We start from the raw sequence: 16,643 nt of genomic DNA, 5'->3' as shown, positions 1-16,643 counted from the left end.
TATGGCGGTGGGATTCGGTTTTTACTACGACTCGATAGTGGTTGCCGCGTGGAAATCGATTCCCCCGATGGTGGCCCAATGAGAAGCGCCCACACCCCAACCCCCTCCCAATGGCTGACGATCTTTGTCAGTGGCTGACCAATGCTGTCCTTGTCGTCGCTGACACATGTCTGTCAAGTAACTGAAAAGACCCACATTACGGATTTCAGGACTGTGGCACGGGCCATGCCCTGACCCTGCCAGTCATATGGGCTGTGGGGGCAACGCGATGAAACACGCACAACGGGCTTTTACCTTGATCGAGTTGATGATCGTGGTGGCCATCATCGGCATCCTGGCGATCATTGCACTGCCGATCTACCAGGAATACACGGTGCGCAGCCGCGTCGCGGAGCTGGTGGTCCTGGCAAGCGGGGGCAGGGCAACGGTCACCGAGAACATCGCCAACCGGGGCAATGCCATCGATGCCGCTTCCTGCGACGGGGTGACCACGGCGATCACTGCCACCAACAGCACTGCCTCGCTCACCTGTACCGCAGGCGTGCTGGTGATCACCGGCACCGACAAGGCCAAGAGCGTGGCGCTGACGTATACCCCGTCCATCGGGTCCGGCGGCGTCGTGGCCTGGAAGTGCACTGCCGATCCTTCGAATCAGCGCTACGTTCCGGCCGAGTGTCGCTAGTAGTGGAAGCGCGGGAGCTTGAAGCAATGACGCCGGGCGTGCTTGAGCAATTCCAGCGGGCAAGGGTTTGCTGCAGGCGTTGGCTGAGTGCTGGCGCAGCTGCCGAGGGTTTGATGCTGGCATTGGTCGCGGGTGCCTTGATGTTTCAGGGCGGGCTGTTTCTTTTGTGGAAGATCGTCATCGCGCCCTGATGCCTGCTGTGACACCGGCTGGAAATGGATGGGGGCGCATGCGGTGAAGGTATGAAAGGGAGCCAGGCTCGCCTTCTGCCTGCAATCTCCCGGGTTTTGCCCACCCCCAGAATGGGGCCTGCCGTTAAGTAAAACCTATCTTCGCCAAAAGCCTGCTCCCAGGCGGGCTTTTGCATTGAAATTCCAATCAGGCCAGCCCTCCCGCCCCCTGAAGTGACGAACTTTGTCAACCCCCGACCATTGCTGTCGTGGCTCGTACTGTCGCCTGTCTGTCAAGTAGTTGAAAAAGCCCCACATTGCATATTTCACGAATGTGGCACGGGCTATGCCCTTACCCCTGCCAAGCAGGGTTGCTGCGGGGGAGAGGGCGATGAAACGCGATCAGATGGGTTTTACCTTGATAGAGCTAATGATTGTCGTGGCAATCGTTGGCATTCTCGCGGCTACGGCTTTGCCCATTTATCTCGACTACACGGTCCGTAGCCGCGTTGCGGAGCTGGTGGTTCTCGCTGCGAGCGGCCGGGACACCGTCTCTGAAAACATCGTCAACGATGGCGGCTCCATCGATGCCTCGTCCTGCAATGGCGTGAGCACCGGGAGCCTTGGCACCAGCAACACGGCCTCGCTGGCCTGTGCCTCGGGTGTGCTGACCGTCACCGGCACCGTCAAGGCGAGAGGGGTGGTGCTGACGTACACCCCGGCGATCGGGTCTGGGGGGGTCGTGACATGGGCTTGCACCACGGATTCGACGAACCGGCGATTCGTGCCGGCGGATTGTCGCACCTAGCAGGTCCTGCCCTGCCGGCCTTGGGGGCGGCTGATTTCGGGGATTCGCGCGGGGGATGAGTCGCCCCCTCGCGTTGCAGGCTGCCGGCAACAAGAAAGCCCGCCATATGGCGGGCTTTTTCGTGGCTGCGGTGCGGGCTCAAAGCGCGCTGATCTTTTCGATCTGCGCCTTCAGTGCCGCCAGGTCCTGCTGCTGCCTGGCCAGCATGTCGCGGCCCTGCTGCTGCACCTGCTCTGGTGCCTTGCCGAAGTTGGGGTTGGCCACGCGGGCCTCGGTCTTGGCCATGTCGCCTTCGAGCTTGGCGATCTGCTTGGCCAGGCGCGCCAGTTCGGCGTCCTTGTCGATCAGGCCGGCCATGGGCACCAGCAGGGTCATCTGGCCGAGCAGGGCGGTGGAGGACTCCGGTGCGGCTTCGCCGGTGGCGAGCACGCGCGGGGTCTCGACGCGGGCCAGGAACTGGATGGCCTCCTGCAGGCGCGTGAGGCGGTCGCTGTCGGCGGCGCCGGCGTTCTGCAGCAGCAGCGGCAGCACCTTGCCGGGGGCAATGTCCATCTCGCCGCGGATCTGGCGCACGCCCAGGATGAAGCCCTTGAGCCATTCGATGTCGGCCTCGGCGGCTTCGTCGATCCTGGCGGTGTTGGCCAGCGGGTAGGGCTGCAGCATCAGCGTGGGGCCGGTCTTGGCGGCCAGCGGGGCGACACGCTGCCAGATCTCTTCGGTGATGAAGGGCATCAGCGGGTGCAGCAGGCGCAGCGACGTCTCCAGCACGCGCACCAGGGTGCGGCGGGTGCCGCGCAGGGTGGCTTCATCGGTGGAGCGCAGCGCCGGCTTGGACAGCTCGATGTACCAGTCGCAGTACTCGTTCCAGATGAACTGGTAGAGCGACTGCGACAGCAGGTCGAAGCGGTAGGTCTTGAAGTGCTCCGCCACTTCCAGCTCCAGCTTCTGCAGGCGCGAGACGATCCAGCGGTCGGCGGCCGACAGGGTGCAGGGCAGCGACTCGTCCTGGCCGCAGTCCTTGTCTTCGGTGTTCATGAAGACGTAGTTGGCGGCGTTCCAGATCTTGTTGCAGAAGTTGCGGTAGCCGCTGGCGCGGCTGGCGTCGAAGCGCACGTCGCGGCCGGTGCTGGCCAGGGCCAGGAAGGTGAAGCGCAGCGCGTCCACGCCCACGGGCTCGATGCCCTGCGGGAACTGGCGGCGCGTGGCGGCTTCGATCTTGGCGGCGAGCTGCGGCTGCATCAGGCCGGTGGTGCGCTTCAGCACCAGGTCTTCCAATGCGATGCCGTCGACCAGGTCCAGCGGGTCCAGGACGTTGCCCTTGGACTTGGACATCTTGTTGCCCTCGGCGTCGCGCACCAGGCCGGTGATGTAGACCTCGCGGAACGGCACTTCGCCGAGGAAGTGCAGGCCCATCATCGCCATGCGGGCGACCCAGAAGAAGATGATGTCGAAGCCGGTGACCAGCACGCTGCTGGGGTACCAGCGCTTGAGGTCTTCGCTGTTGTGGGGCCAGCCCAGGGTGGAGAAGGGCCACAGCGCGGAGGAGAACCAGGTGTCGAAGGTGTCGTCGTCCTGCCTGAGTTTCACGCTGTCGGCGAGTTCGTATTTCGCGCGCAGCTCGGCCTCGTTGCGGCCGACGTAGTGGCGGCCTTCTTCGTCGTACCAGGCGGGGATGCGGTGGCCCCACCAGAGGTTGCGCGAGATGCACCAGTCCTGGATGTTGCCCAGCCACTGGTCGTAGGTGTTGATCCAGTTCTCGGGCACGAACTGCATGCGCCCGTCCTTGGCGGCAGCCAGGGCGTTCTCGGCCAGGCCCTTCATGTTCACGAACCACTGGTCGGTGAGGTAGGGCTCCACCACCACGCCGGTGCGGTCGCCGCGCGGCACCTTGAGCTTGTGGTCTTCGATCTTCTCGACCAGGCCCAGCGCCTCCAGGTCTTCGACGACGCGCTTGCGTGCGTCGTAGCGGTCCAGGCCGCGGTAGGCGGCGGGGGCTTCGTCGTTGATGTGCGCGGTGGGGGTGAAGATGTTGAGCAGCGGCAGCTTGTGACGCTGGCCCACGGCGTAGTCGTTGAAGTCGTGCGCGGGCGTGATCTTCACCACGCCGGTGCCGAACTCGCGGTCGACGTAGTCGTCGCCGATCACCGGAATCTCGCGGTCGCACAGCGGCAGCTTCACGTTGCTGCCGATGAGGTGCTTGTAGCGCTCGTCCTCGGGGTGCACGGCCACGGCGCTGTCGCCGAGCATGGTTTCGGGGCGCGTGGTGGCCACGGTGAGGTGGCCGCTGCCGTCGGCCAGCGGGTAGCGGAAGTGCCACATCTTGCCGTTCTCTTCGGCGGCTTCCACTTCAAGATCGGAGATCGCGGTGAGCAGCACCGGGTCCCAGTTGACCAGGCGCTTGCCGCGGTAGACCAGGCCGTCTTCGTGGAGCTTGACGAACTCCTCGGTGACGGCCTTGTTGAGCATCTCGTCCATCGTGAAGCGCTCGCGCGTCCAGTCCACGGAGTTGCCCATGCGGCGGATCTGGTTGGTGATGGTGTTGCCGGAGATCTCCTTCCACTCCCAGACCTTCTCCAGGAATTTCTCGCGGCCCAGGTCGGTGCGCTTGATGCCCTGCGCGGCGAGCTGGCGTTCCACCACCATCTGCGTGGCGATGCCGGCATGGTCGGTGCCGGGCAGCCACAGGGTGTCGCAGCCGAGCATACGGTGGTAGCGCGTCAGCGCGTCCATCACCGAGTGCTGGAAGGCATGGCCCATGTGCAGCGTGCCGGTGACGTTGGGCGGCGGGATCATGATGCTGTACGGCGGCATCGCGGCGCGGTCGCCGCCGCGGATCTGCGCGACGGTTTCCGGCGTGTACCAGCCGTTCTTTTCCCAGGCCTCGCACCAGCGGGCTTCTATGGTGCGGGGGTCGTAGGTCTTGTCCATGGGATTCAGCGATTTGTATGGGGGTTTGCGGGGGGCGCAAAACGGCCGCACAGAGTACAAAAAAACGGAGCGGGCCGCAGTGACCGGCGCGCGCCCGGGCTCGGGGGCGTTCACCCTTCGACGGGCTCAGGGCGAACGGAAAGCCTGGGCGGCTGCCCCGGGGGCTGCTAGTCCTGGACCTCGTAGCCCTTGAAGCCCTCGACGCGCCAGGCCTCGTAGTGGCGGCGCAGGCCGGGGTAGGGCTCGGCAACCAGGTCGGGCAGGCGCTCGAAGCGGCTGAAGCGCAACAGCATGTCGGTGGCGGCGGGCGGCTCGGTCACCCAGAGGAAGGGGCCGGGGTCGCCGGCCTGCAGGGGCATGGCCAGCTCGTAGTGGCTCTGCGCGGGCTGGTCGGGCGGCGCCCAGACGCGCGGCTCCTGCAGGGGGCGGGCGTAGTACAGCAGGGTGGCGGTGAGCTGGCGCTCGTCGGACAGCAGGCGCAGGTCGCCGTACTCCTGCATCAGGCGCTGCGCCTGGTAGCCGATCTCGTCCCAGCCGCGCAGGCGCTGGTAGGCGTCGTAGCGGGTCTGCAGCGGGATTCCGGCGGCGCGCAGCACGGCGGGGTAGTGGTACAGCACCACGCCCAGGGCCGCATTCAGGACCAGGGCGCGGTTGATCCAGGAGCGGCGGTCGCGGAATACGGCGGCCACCAGCACCGCGGCGGCCACGTACAGCGGGCCGCCCCAGTTGGCGGGGGCCTGCGACAGCAGCGCCAGGCCGCAGATCAGCAGCAGCGGCGCGCCGCAGAAGGCCAGCAGGAATCGCGCCTCGCGCGGTGCGCGGCGCCACATGGGCAGTTGCGCCAGCGCCACCAGCAGCAGGCCGAAGCCGATCGGGCCGAACACGGCGAACTGTGCCGCGAAGAACTCCAGGAAGGCGCGGGGGTGCCAGAAAGACTCGCCCAGCCGCGTGAACTCGTCGTAGTGGCGGAAGGTGACCATCTCGTGGTCGAGGTTCCACAGCAGGTTGGGCAGGAACACCAGCGCGGCGACACCGCCGGCGGCCCAGAGGCGCGGGTTGGCCAGCAGGCGGCTTTCGGAAGGATGGCCCAGCGCAAAGGCCAGGGTGCCGAAGGCGAAGAACACCATGCTGTAGCGGGACAGCAGGCCCAGGCCGCAGAACAGGCCCAGCAGCAGCCAGTGATGCCAGGCATTGCCGTTGACGGCGGACCACAGGCAGGCCAGCGCGGCGGCCCAGAACAGCAGCAAGGGCGCGTCGGGAGTGACCAGGCCGGCGGACGCCGACAGCGCCGGCATCAGCAGCAGCAGCAGGGCGGCGTCGCGGCCGGTGTCGGCGTCGTAGAGGCGCCGGCCCAGCGAGTAGACCAGCAGGGTCGCCAGCGGCGCGGCCACCAGCGGGATGGTCCTGAGCACCCACTCCGCGTCGCTGCCGCAGATGCGCTCTGCCAGGTGGATCAGCCAGGCGATCATCGGGGGGCGGGAGTAGTAGCCCCAGTCCAGCGTCTGCGACCAGCTCCAGTACTGCGCCTGGTCATGGAACAGGCTGATGCCGTCGAGCCAGCCCCAGGCCAGGTAGCGGTACAGCGACACGCCCACCGCGAACATGAAGAGCGGCCAGGGACGTGCCAGGAGCTTCACAGGTTGTGGGTCTTCAGGTCGTAGCCGCGGTCGCGGTAGAACTTGTAGCGCTCGCGGGATTTGCTGCGTGCCAGCGGGTCGCCGGACACCAGCTCCAGCACGCGCTCGAAGCGGCTGAAGTAGCCCGGTACTTCCAGGCCCAGGTTGATCAGCGCGCCGTGGTGTGTCTCGGGCGGCTCGCCGTCGCCGATCAGCACGGCCGGCAGCGGTTCTTCCGGCGCGCGGCCGGCGTAGCGCTCGTGGGAGATGAAACCGGCGCCCTGCTGGAAGCTCCAGAGGGCGCCGTCGAGTTCATCGGCCAGGCTGGCGCCGGGCGCGTGGACGTAGACCTTCATGCCGGCACCGGTCGCCTTCTCGCATAGCTTGCAGGCGGTCAGCACGCTGTTTTCCGTGCTGCCCTCCGGCAGGATGTAGAAGTCGATGCGCGTCACTCTTCAGTCTTTTTCGCGGCGACGTTGATCAGCCACTGGGTGAGCTGCGGCACCGGGCGGCCGCTGGCCTTCTTGCCGGTCCAGGCGGTGCCGGCGATGTCCAGGTGCGCCCATTTCATCTTGCGCGTGAAGCGGTGCAGGAAGGTGGCGCCGATGATGGCGCCGGCCTCGCGGCCGCCGCGGGTGGCGATGTTGGCCACGTCGGCGAAGTCGCTGCGCAGGTTCTCGTCGTACTCCGGCCACATCGGCAGTTCCCAGGCGCGGTCGCCGATCTGCTCGCCGGCAGCCAGCAGGGCACGGCCCAGGGCGGAGTTGTTGGTGAACAGGCCCGAGGCGTGCGAGCCCAGGGCCACCACGCAGGCGCCGGTCAGCGTAGCCATGTCCACGCAGAGGCTGGGCTCGTAGAACTTCTCGGCGTAGGTCAGCGCGTCGCAGAGGATCAGGCGGCCTTCGGCGTCGGTGTTGAGCACCTCGATGGTGATGCCGGCCATGCTGGTGACGATGTCGCCCGGCTTCACGGCGTCGCCGTTGATCAGGTTCTCGGTGGCGGGGACGATGCCCACCACGTTCAGCGGCAGCTTGAGTTCGGCGATGGCGGCCAGGGCACCGAACACCGAGGCGCCGCCGCACATGTCGAACTTCATTTCGTCCATCTGCGCGGCGGGCTTGATCGAGATGCCGCCGGCGTCGAAGGTCAGGCCCTTGCCGACCAGCGCGATGGGCTTCTCGTCCTTCGGGCCGTGCATGTACTCCATGACGATCAGCTTGGGCGGCTGGCTGGAGCCGCGGGCCACGCACAGCAGCGAGCCCATACCCAGCTTTTCCATTTCCGCGGCGTCGAGCACCTTGGTCTTGATGCCGGAGCCGGCCTTGCCGAGCTTCACCGCCTGCTCGCCCAGGTAGGTGGGCGTGCAGAGGTTGCCCGGCAGGTTGGCCAGGTTCTTGGCCAGGTTGACGCCCTTGGCGATGGCCAGGGCTTCCACCAGGCCCTTTTCACCGGCCGGCAGGTCGGAGCGGCGCGGCACGTCGAAGGTGTAGCGCTCCAGCTTGGAGGTGGGCAGGTCTTCGCGCGCCTTCTCGCCGCGGCACTCGTCGAAGCGGTAGTAGGTGTCCTCGGTCACCAGTACCGACTGCTGCACGTTCCACTGGTAGTCGCGGCCCTTGATCGGCAAGTGGGTGATGAAGTTCACCGCGTCGATCGAGCCGGTGGCGCGCAGCGCCTTGGCGCTGGCGACCATGGCCTTGCGGAAGGCGGCTTCGTCGAAGCTGCGCTCCTTGCCCAGGCCCACCAGCAGCACGCGGTCGGCGAAGGTGCCGGGCACGTTGTGCAGCAGCAGGGTCTGGCCGAGCTTGCCGTCCATGTCGCCGCGGCGCATGACGCTGCCGATGATGCCGTCGCCGGCGCGGTCGATGGTCTCGGCGGCAGCGGAAGGCGCGCGGCGGTCAAAAATGCCAACAATGACGCAGGCAACGCGCTGCTTCTCGGGATTGCCGCTCTTTACGAAATATTCCATGAACTCACCTGACGCCTGCCACCCGGAAAGGCCCCGGGCCGGTATTCTTTTGTGGGTGCTCGCTGAGGGGGAAATCACCGCTGCCGCTGCCTGTGGTACAGGCGCGCGAGAGTCGGCGGAGCGGCCGGCATTGTATCGGCAATTTTTTTGCCAACCAAGCTTTTTTCGTGAAGCAGGGCGGATATTTGGGCAGCTTTGTTGGTCTGAACCGGCATACTGCCCGCCGCCGCCCGTTTTTGGGGCTCAGTGCACAGTTATCCATCATTCACGTGACAGGCCGGCCTGGATCGGCATAATTGCCCTTTAGCCCCGCCCGGACCTCATGCGACTCGGCATTCTCGGACGTTACCTGCTGCGCGAAGCCACCGGCGCCCTCGTCGCCGTGGCGGTGGTGCTGCTGGCGATCATGATTTCCGCGCAGTTCGCGCGCTACCTGGCGCAGGCGGCCGGCGGCACCCTGCCCAAGGACCTGCTGTTGAGCGTGGTGGCGCTGACCAGCCTGCAGTACCTGATGATCCTGATCCCGTTCTCGGCCTTGCTGGCGGTGATGCTGACGCTGGGGCGGCTCTACAGCGACAAGGAGATCGCCGCCATGAACGGCTGCGGCGTGGGTGGCAGCCGCTTGTACTGGCCGTTCGTGTTGCTGGCCTTCGGCATGGCCTTGCTGGCCGGGGCCTTCAGCTTCCAGATCGGCCCCTGGGCCGGGCGCCAGGCGGACATCCTGCTGAAGGACGGCAAGTGGCTGGTGCAGTTCAACCCCTTCGAGACCGGGCGTTTCAAGGCAGTGGGCGACGGCCGCGCGGTGTTCTACACCGACCGCGTCGACGAGGGCGGCAACCAGCTGGGCCTGGTGTTCGGCGAGTTGCAGGAGGACGAGGGCGTCAGCGCCCTGACCGCACGCTCCGGCCGCTATGTGCAGGAGGCCGACGGCAGCCGCCAACTGGTGCTGGAAGATGGCTGGCGCTACCAGGGCGAGCCGGGCAAGGGCAGCTACGACATCACCCATTACGACACGCTGACCTCGCGCATCCAGCTGCCGGAGTTCGTCTACAAGAGCGAGGCGCGCAAGGTGCGCCCGACGCTGGACCTGCTGGCCTCCAGCGACCCCGCCGACCGCGCCGAATGGCACTGGCGCCTGGCCTCGCCGATCAGCGTGTTCCTGATGATCCTGATCGCGGTGCCGCTGTCGCATATCGCGCCGCGCCAGGGCCGCTACGGCAAGCTGGTGCTGGGCATCGTGGTGTACCTGGCCTACTCCAACCTGCTGACCTTCGGCCAGACCTACCTCGCCAAGGGCAAGATGCCGGAGGTGATGGGGCTGTGGTGGATCCACGCCATGGCGGCGGCGCTGGCGCTGGCATTGATCGCGCGGCGTGAAGGCTGGTGGCGCCGATGAGCTTCGTCTCGCGCCTGGACCGCTACATCATGGTCCATATCTTCGGGCTCACCGCCATCGCCGCGCTGGCGCTGTCGGCGATCTACACCTTCATCACCTTCGTCTCCGAGTCGGGCGACATCGGCAAGGGTGACTACGGCCCGCTGCAGCTCGCGGGTTACGTGCTCTGGCAGATCCCCACCAGCCTGCATGTGCTGCTGCCGATCATCGCCCTGCTGGGCACGCTGATGGGCCTGGGCACGCTGGCGGCGCAGAACGAGATCACCGCGATGCGCGCCGCCGGCGTGTCGCTGCTGCGCATCGGCCGCGCCACGCTGATGGCGGGGCTGGTGATCGGTGCCATCAACCTGGTGCTGGGCGACTGGCTGGCGCCGATGGGCAAGCAGAACGCCACCGAGCTGCGCGAGCAGTACCGCCGCGGCCGCCTGCCCGGCGCGATCAACCAGCCGGTATGGCTGCGCGAGGGCGACGTCATCCTGCACGTGGGCACGGTGAAGACCGAGACCGAGGTCGCGGACATCGTCGCCTACAGCCTGCGCGAAGACCTGGGCATCCAGTCGATCGTGCATGCCGAGGAGGCGAGCTACGTCGACGGCCACTGGCAGGCGCGCAAGGTGCGGCGCACCGACTTCAGCGAGGCCGGAGCCAAGGTGTCGGAGCTGCCCGGGATGGTCTGGGAGGGCAAGATTTCGCCCGAGGTGCTGCGGCTGGTGATGCTCAAGTCCAATGCCATCTCGATCCGTGGCCTGATGCGCCTGACGGACTACCTGCAGGCCAACGGCCTGGACGACCGCCAGTATCGCCTGGAGCTGTACCGCAAGCTGATGGCACCGTTCACGGTGATGGCGATGATGCTGTTCGCGGTGCCCTTTGTGATGGGCTCGCTGCGCGACTCCGGCACCGGCCAGCGCCTGCTGTTCGGCATCCTGGTGGGCGTGGCCTTCTACATGGCCAACGAGGTCACCGCCAACACCGGCCAGATCGCCGGCTGGCCGCCGATCCTGTCGGCCGGCCTGCCGACCTTCCTGCTGGGCGGCATCGCGGCCTGGCGGCTGGCGCGGGCGCGCTGACTAGGGTTAACAGGCCCTAGGCTTTCGGTTCCACCACCACCTCGGTGCCGCTGATCCAGTCATGCGGTGCGCGTTTGCGCGCATCCAGCCGGGCGAGCACCAGCGAGCAGACCAGCACGCTCAGCAGGGCGATGCTGGGCGTGGCCAGCTGGGGATGCGCCTGCGCAAAGCGCGGGACAAACAGCAGCATGAGCGACAGCGGCAGGCCCACCCACACCACGAACATGCCGGTGTAGCGGATCGCGGCAATCGGCCAGCGCAGCGGCTGTCCGTCCACGCGGCGCACGCGCAGGCGCCAGACCCGCATACCCAGCGTCTGGCCGCCATGGGTCCAGAACCAGCCGAAGAAGCCCAGGCCGACGCTGAACAGGCACAGCCCGAGGATGCGGCTGTTGGGCTCCACGCCCAGCAGCCAGCAGCCGATCAGGAAGAAGATGACGGTGGCGAACACCAGGCCGATCATCAGCAGGCCGTCGTAGACGGCGGAGATCAGGCGGCGCCACAGCGGCGCGGGCAGGGTAAGGGCGGTCACGGTCAGGCGGGGTTGCACAGGGGCGCGCAGCATACCCGCCGGAGCCGGAAAACGCCTCCGCTACCCCCGGAGTTTCAGGGCGCCTTTGCGGCCAGGGCGGTCTCGATGGCCTTGGCCAGCTTGGCGTCCTCGGGCTTGGTGCGCGAGGAATAGACCTCGATGGGCTTGCCGTCACGGCCGATCAGGTACTTGTAGAAGTTCCACATCGGCGCTTCGTCGGTGCTCTTGATCAGCGCCGCGAACAGCGGGTTGGCGTCGCTGCCGCGTACGTCGCTCTTGCTGAACATGGGGAAGCTCACGCCGTAGTTGAGCTTGCAGAACTTCTGGATCTCCTGCTCGCTGTCGAATTCCTGCCCGGCGAACTGGTCGGACGGAAAGCCCAGCACCACGAAGCCCTGCGCGCCGTACTTCTTGTGGAGCTTCTCCAGGCCCTCGTACTGCGGGGTGAAGCCGCACTGGCTGGCGGTGTTGACCACCAGCACCACCTTGCCGCCGTAGGTGTCGCAGAGCTGTTCCACCGGGCCGAGCAGGCGCTTGGCGCTGGTGTTCAGCGGGCTGCCGGCGGGGCAGGCGGCCTCGGTGGGGAGGGTGGCGAGCAGGGCGAGGGTCAGCAGGAGGGGGCGGATGAGGGGCATGGCGGGCTCCGGGGGTCGCTATATAAGGAGAGCATACGGGGGAAAGCAGGGGATGGAGGCGGACCCTGTGAAGGTGGGAGCGTGCGCTGGCTGGCGGGCGGGGGAGAATGCGCATTCAGGGTGCGGTGGCGCCGTCCATGGCGGAGCCTGGGTTCGCCCAGTTAGCTACGGAGCGGCCACGCGTGGCCGCCCACCTCACCCGTCGCTGCGCTCCGACCTCTCCCGGAGGGAGAGGTAAGAAGGGCGGTCCTACCGGGATTGTCAGGCACATCCATGTGCCTGACCCCTCGGCGTAGCCGAGGGGCTGCTGTCGCTGCGCGACAGCGCGCCGGATTGCTCCTGCAATCCGGTCGAACCCTGCGGGTTCTTATCCCGGTGTCGCGCCAAACGCGCAACAAAAAAGCCCCCTTGCGGGGGCTGTTTTGCTGCTTGTTTGGCGCTCCTACCGGGATTCGAACCCGGGTTTAAGCCTTGAGAGGGCTCCGTCCTAGGCCTCTAGACGATAGGAGCAGTGTTCATGCGACAACAAGGGCGCGTATTATACGCGCGCTTTCGCGCCTCTCAAGGCCTTGTTTCAAAAAAATACTAAACAGGTACCCAGCCATCGAACCCCAGCGCATTCCCCGCGCCGAGCATCCCATTTCGCGCTCGCAGCTTTCCAGCGCGGCGCTCAAGACGCTCTATTCCCTGAAAGACGCGGGCTACGAGGCCTATATCGTTGGCGGCGGTGTCCGTGACCTGCTCGCGGGCATCGAGCCCAAGGACTTCGACATTGCGACCAACGCCCACCCGGAGCAGATCCGGCAGGTGTTCCGCAATTGCCGCCTGGTCGGCCGCCGCTTCCTGATCGCGCATGTGCGCTTCGGCGACGAGATCCTGGAGGTCACCACCTTCCGCGGGCCGATCACCGACCTGCACGAGCGCGACGAGACCGGCCGCATCCTGTCGGACAACGAGTACGGCACCCTGGAAGAGGACGCCTTCCGCCGCGACTTCACCGTCAACGCGCTGTACTACGACATCCGCGACTTTTCCATCGTCGACTTCGCCGGCGGCCTGCAGGACTGCAAGGACGGCGTGATCCGCCTGATCGGCGACCCGGCGCTGCGCTACCGCGAAGACCCGGTGCGCATGCTCCGCGCGATCCGCATCGCCAACAAGCTGAAGTACCGCATCGAGCCGGCCAGCGCCGATCCGATCCGCGGCCTGGCGCCGTTGCTGCAGGAAATCCCGCCGGCCCGCCTGTTCGACGAAGTGCTCAAGCTGTTGCAGAGCGTCGATGGTGTGGCCAGTTTCGAGGGCCTGCGCGAGCACGGGCTGTTCGGGCAGCTGTTCCCGCAGACCGAGGCGATGCTGCGCTACCCGCGCGCGCTGGAGTTCGTGAAGCGCGCACTGGGCAACACCGCCGAGCGCGTGCGCAACGACCAGCCGGTGAGCCCTGCCTTCCTCTACGCCGCGGTGCTGTGGCCGGCGGTGGCGGCGCGCGTCAACGCGCTGATCGGGCGTGACGGCAAGCATCCCAACGTGGCGATCGCCGAGGCCTCCGACGACGTGCTGTCGCAGGCGATCCAGCGCGTGGCGATCCCCAAGCGCTTCTCGGTGCCCATGCGCGAGATCTGGGCGATGCAGACGCGCTTCGACGGCCGCCGCGGCGGCCGCGCGCAGCGCCTGATGACGCATCCGCGCTTCCGCGCCGCCTACGACTTCCTGCTGCTGCGTGCCGCCGTGGGCGAAGCGCCGCAGGACCTGGCGGACTGGTGGACGCAGGCGCAGGAAGGCGCCGATCTGCCGCCGGTGCCGGAGGACGAGGACACGGGAGGCGGCGGTGCGCCCAAGCGCCGTCGCCGCCGCGGCGGCCGCGGGCGCAAGCGCCCGGCAGCCACCGGCGACTGATGCCGCTGGCCTACATCGGCCTCGGTGCCAATCTCGGGCAGCCGGCCGAGCAGGTGCTGCAGGCCATCGCCGGCCTGGCCGCTTGTGGCCAGGTGCTGGCGCAGTCGCCGCTGTACCGCACGGCGCCGCTGGGCGAGCCCGGCCAGCCGGACTACTGCAACGCCGCCTGCCTGATCGACACCGCACTGTCGCCGCAGCAGCTGATGCAGGGCCTGCTGGACCTGGAGCGCGCCGCCGGCCGGGTGCGCGATGGCCGCCGCTGGGCGGCGCGGCGCCTGGACCTGGACCTGCTGCACTACCAGGGCATCAGCCTCGACACGCCGGAACTGCAGCTGCCGCATCCGCAGATCGGCCGGCGCAATTTCGTGCTGGTGCCGCTGGCGGATGTCGCGCCTGATCTGGAGATTCCCGGGGTCGGCCGCGTCGGCGATGCCGCCCGCGCCATCGGCCGCGACGGCCTGCGGACCTGGTAGTGCACTACTACGCCATCGAAGGCCCCATCGGTGCGGGCAAGAGCACGCTTGCGCGCCTGCTGGCGGCGGAACTCGGCTACGAGCTGCTGCTGGAGCGCCCCGAGGACAATCCCTTCCTGCCGCGCTTCTACCGCGATCCCGCCAGCGGCGCGCTGCCGGCGCAGCTGGCCTTCCTGCTGCAGCGCGCGGGGCAGGCCGAGCAGTTGCAGCAGCCGGACCTGTTCGCGCGCGGCTGCGTGGCGGACTTCCTGTTCGACAAGGACCGCCTGTTCGCCGAGCTGACGCTGGCGCACGCAGACTACGAGCTGTACCTGAAGGTGTTCGAGCGCCTGGCCTGGAACGTGCCGCCGCCGCAGCGGGTGATCTACCTGACCGCGCCGCCGGAACTGCTGCTGGAGCGCATCGCGCGCCGCGGGCGCGAGTACGAGGTATCCATCGATGCTGATTACCTGCTGCGGCTGTCGGCAGCCTACCGCCGCTATTTCGGCGCCTACACCCAGGCGCCGGTGATCGAGGTGGACACGGCGCGCTTCGACTTCCTGCGTTCGCCGGACGACTTTCGCGAACTTCTGTCAGCTTTGCGCGAGGCTGGCGCCGGGCTGCGATTGCCGCGGGACCATTTGCTATAGTCGCGCCGCCTTCGGAGCCCCTTGGAGCCCCCTGTGGAACCCGCAAAGACCGTCAACATTTCCGAGCTGCGCCGCATGCGCGGGGCCGGCGAGAAGATCGCCTGCCTGACCTGCTACGACGCCAGCTTCGCACTGGTACAGGACCGGGCGGGTGTCGACCTGATCCTGGTCGGCGATTCGCTGGGCATGGTGCTCCATGGCGGCAGCACCACCACGCCGGTGACGGTGGCGGACATCGCCTATCACTCGCGCTGCGTCGCGCCGCACCTGAAGCGCGCCTTCCTGGTGGCCGACCTGCCGTTCCTGTCCTACGCCACGCTGGAGCGCGCGCTGGATTCCAGCCTGCGCCTGATGCAGGAAGGCGGCGCCAAGATGGTGAAGCTCGAGGGCGGCCGCGAGCAGGCCAGCATCGTCGAGTACCTGTCGGTGCGCGGCGTGCCGGTCTGCGCCCACCTGGGCCTGCGCCCGCAGTTCGTGCACAAGATGGGCGCGATGAAGGTGCAGGGCAGGGACGAGGAAGCGGCGCAGGAAATGCTCCATGACGCCGAGATCCTGGCCAAGGCCGGTGCCGACCTGCTGCTGCTGGAATGCATCCCGGCCGACCTGGGCCGCCGCATCACCGAGGCCTCGCCGGTGCCGGTGATCGGTATCGGAGCCGGCCAGAACGTGGACGGCCAGATCCTGGTGATGCACGACATCCTCAACATCTCGCCGATGGTGACGCTGGGCCGCAAGCCGCGCTTCGTCAAGAACTACATGACCGGCGGGGTGGATATCGAGGGCGCGATCCGCAACTACGTCAGCGAGGTCAAGAGCGGCGAGTATCCCGCTCCCGAGCACTGCTTCCTGAAGTAACCTGTCCGCGTGAAGACCGTCCATACCGTCGCCGAGCTGCGCGCCCAGGTTTCCGAGTGGCGCCGCGCCGGGCAGCGCATCGCCTTTGCGCCGACCATGGGCAACCTCCACGCCGGCCACCTGAAGCTGATCGCCGGTGGCCACAAGCTGGCCGACCGCGTGGTCTCCAGCGTCTTCGTCAACCCGCTGCAGTTCGGCCCCACCGAGGATTTCGGTCGCTACCCGCGCACCCTGCCGGACGACCAGCAGCGCCTGGATTCGGTGAACTGCGACCTGCTGTTCGCGCCGGCCGTGGAGGAGATGTATCCCAATGGCCGCGATCACCTGTGCAAAGTGACGCTGCCGCACTACTCCACGATCCTGGAAGGGCACTTCCGCCCCGGCCATTTCGACGGCGTGGCGACGGTGGTGAACATCCTGTTCAACCAGGTCCAGCCGGACGTGGCCCTGTTCGGCGAAAAGGACTACCAGCAGCTGCTGGTGATCCGGCGCATGGTGTCGGACCTGCACCTGCCCATCGAGATCGTCGGCGTGCCCACCGAGCGCGAGTCCGACGGCCTGGCAATGTCCTCGCGCAATCAATACCTTGGGCCTGAAGAGCGCCGGGCAGCCACCGAGATTTACGCCAGCTTGAGCGAGATTGGCGACGCGATCCGGGGCGGAAGGCGCGATTTCACCGAAATTTGCGGGCTGGGCCTGCAGCGCCTGCTGGCCGCCGGCTTCCAGCCGCAGTACCTGGAAGTGCGCAACCCCCGGCTCGATCCGCCCGGCGCCCGGGATGACGCGTTTGTCGTGCTGGTGGCCGCTTTCCTTGGCAAAACAAGGCTCATCGACAATCTCGTCGTGAAGCTTTGATGAAAGGCCGGAATCGGGTAAACTGAGCTGCCGCTTGTGACTCAGGTCTCAAGCCCGGGCGTATGTCTTAGTGGGCCGCCCGTTTCGACCCAAACCGCGTTTCAGGTGCATGTCTTAGTGGGCCACCTGACCGCA

At 67.2% G+C, this 16,643-nt stretch carries 16 protein-coding genes and 1 tRNA gene; 10 read left to right on the top strand and 7 right to left on the bottom strand.

From position 1 onward, the window contains the following. Positions 1-268 precede the first annotated feature (268 nt). The 3 genes from D0B54_RS13925 to D0B54_RS13920 all read left to right on the top strand — a co-directional run bounded on the left by D0B54_RS13925 (position 269) and on the right by D0B54_RS13920 (position 1,660). On the top strand, positions 269-682 hold the full coding sequence (locus D0B54_RS13925) for a pilin (RefSeq protein WP_117291902.1): 414 nt from the start codon (positions 269-271) through the stop codon (positions 680-682). A 26-nt stretch (positions 683-708) separates the two neighbouring features. Next, complete coding sequence (locus D0B54_RS24325) at positions 709-873, top strand: hypothetical protein (RefSeq protein WP_162932418.1); 165 nt, start codon at positions 709-711, stop codon at positions 871-873. Between the two features lie 370 nt (positions 874-1,243). Beyond that, positions 1,244-1,660: a pilin gene (locus D0B54_RS13920; RefSeq protein ID WP_117291901.1), complete on the top strand. Its 417-nt coding sequence runs from the start codon at positions 1,244-1,246 to the stop codon at positions 1,658-1,660. Positions 1,661-1,798: 138 nt separating this feature from the next. On the opposite strand, the gene D0B54_RS13915 is transcribed toward D0B54_RS13920, so the two are convergent. From D0B54_RS13915 to D0B54_RS13900, 4 genes are all read right to left on the bottom strand, one after another. Further along, the gene (locus tag D0B54_RS13915; RefSeq protein ID WP_117291900.1) at positions 1,799-4,588 is read right to left on the bottom strand and encodes a valine--tRNA ligase; all 2,790 of its coding nucleotides are present in this window, start codon (positions 4,586-4,588) and stop codon (positions 1,799-1,801) included. Positions 4,589-4,755: 167 nt separating this feature from the next. Then, the gene (locus D0B54_RS13910; RefSeq protein ID WP_117291899.1) at positions 4,756-6,225 is read right to left on the bottom strand and encodes a glycosyltransferase family 39 protein; all 1,470 of its coding nucleotides are present in this window, start codon (positions 6,223-6,225) and stop codon (positions 4,756-4,758) included. Then, on the bottom strand, positions 6,222-6,656 hold the full coding sequence (locus D0B54_RS13905; RefSeq protein WP_117291897.1) for a DNA polymerase III subunit chi: 435 nt from the start codon (positions 6,654-6,656) through the stop codon (positions 6,222-6,224). The genes D0B54_RS13910 and D0B54_RS13905 overlap by 4 nt, the downstream gene beginning before the upstream one ends. Beyond that, entirely contained in the window at positions 6,653-8,170 is a 1,518-nt protein-coding gene (locus tag D0B54_RS13900) for a leucyl aminopeptidase (RefSeq protein ID WP_117291896.1), read from the bottom strand. Before D0B54_RS13900 ends, D0B54_RS13905 begins: the two co-directional genes overlap by 4 nt. Positions 8,171-8,492: 322 nt before the next feature. Here D0B54_RS13900 and lptF point away from each other — a divergent pair, with 322 nt between their 5' ends. Together lptF and lptG are read left to right on the top strand one after the other, a co-directional pair. Then, a complete protein-coding gene (gene lptF, locus D0B54_RS13895) occupies positions 8,493-9,566 on the top strand; it encodes an LPS export ABC transporter permease LptF (protein ID WP_117291895.1) in 1,074 nt (357 codons plus the stop codon). Further along, positions 9,563-10,636, top strand: coding sequence for an LPS export ABC transporter permease LptG (gene lptG, locus D0B54_RS13890; RefSeq protein ID WP_117291894.1), 1,074 nt, complete (start codon positions 9,563-9,565; stop codon positions 10,634-10,636). The genes lptF and lptG overlap by 4 nt, the downstream gene beginning before the upstream one ends. Before the next feature lie 16 nt (positions 10,637-10,652). On the opposite strand, the gene D0B54_RS13885 is transcribed toward lptG, so the two are convergent. The 3 genes from D0B54_RS13885 to D0B54_RS13875 form a co-directional block, all read right to left on the bottom strand. Beyond that, a complete protein-coding gene (locus D0B54_RS13885) occupies positions 10,653-11,168 on the bottom strand; it encodes an RDD family protein (protein WP_162932417.1) in 516 nt (171 codons plus the stop codon). 74 nt (positions 11,169-11,242) lie between these two features. Further along, complete coding sequence (locus tag D0B54_RS13880) at positions 11,243-11,803, bottom strand: glutathione peroxidase (RefSeq protein ID WP_117291891.1); 561 nt, start codon at positions 11,801-11,803, stop codon at positions 11,243-11,245. A gap of 434 nt (positions 11,804-12,237) precedes the next feature. Further along, a tRNA-Glu gene (locus D0B54_RS13875) sits at positions 12,238-12,313 on the bottom strand. A 27-nt stretch (positions 12,314-12,340) separates the two neighbouring features. On the opposite strand from D0B54_RS13875, the gene pcnB reads away from it, so the two are divergent. From pcnB to panC, 5 genes are read left to right on the top strand one after another with little or no spacing between them, the layout of a single operon-like run. Next, positions 12,341-13,696, top strand: coding sequence for a polynucleotide adenylyltransferase PcnB (gene pcnB / locus D0B54_RS13870; protein ID WP_441347439.1), 1,356 nt, complete (start codon positions 12,341-12,343; stop codon positions 13,694-13,696). Next, positions 13,696-14,169 carry a 2-amino-4-hydroxy-6-hydroxymethyldihydropteridine diphosphokinase gene (gene folK / locus D0B54_RS13865; protein WP_117291888.1) on the top strand — a complete coding sequence of 158 codons (474 nt, stop codon included), beginning with the start codon at positions 13,696-13,698 and terminating at the stop codon, positions 14,167-14,169. The genes pcnB and folK overlap by 1 nt, the downstream gene beginning before the upstream one ends. Beyond that, entirely contained in the window at positions 14,169-14,798 is a 630-nt protein-coding gene (locus D0B54_RS13860; protein WP_205527123.1) for a deoxynucleoside kinase, read from the top strand. The genes folK and D0B54_RS13860 overlap by 1 nt, the downstream gene beginning before the upstream one ends. Positions 14,799-14,831: 33 nt before the next feature. After that, positions 14,832-15,653, top strand: a complete 822-nt coding sequence (gene panB / locus D0B54_RS13855) for a 3-methyl-2-oxobutanoate hydroxymethyltransferase (protein WP_117291886.1) — start codon at positions 14,832-14,834, stop codon at positions 15,651-15,653. A gap of 9 nt (positions 15,654-15,662) precedes the next feature. Further along, the gene (panC, locus tag D0B54_RS13850) at positions 15,663-16,508 is read left to right on the top strand and encodes a pantoate--beta-alanine ligase (protein WP_117291884.1); all 846 of its coding nucleotides are present in this window, start codon (positions 15,663-15,665) and stop codon (positions 16,506-16,508) included. The last annotated feature ends 135 nt before the right edge of the window (positions 16,509-16,643 follow it).

The sequence above is a fragment of the Solimonas sp. K1W22B-7 genome (genome assembly GCF_003428335.1).
GTDB lineage: Bacteria > Pseudomonadota > Gammaproteobacteria > Nevskiales > Nevskiaceae > Solimonas_A.
Note: the sequence above shows the minus strand (reverse complement) of the source record. Positions and strands in the feature narration are given on the sequence as shown.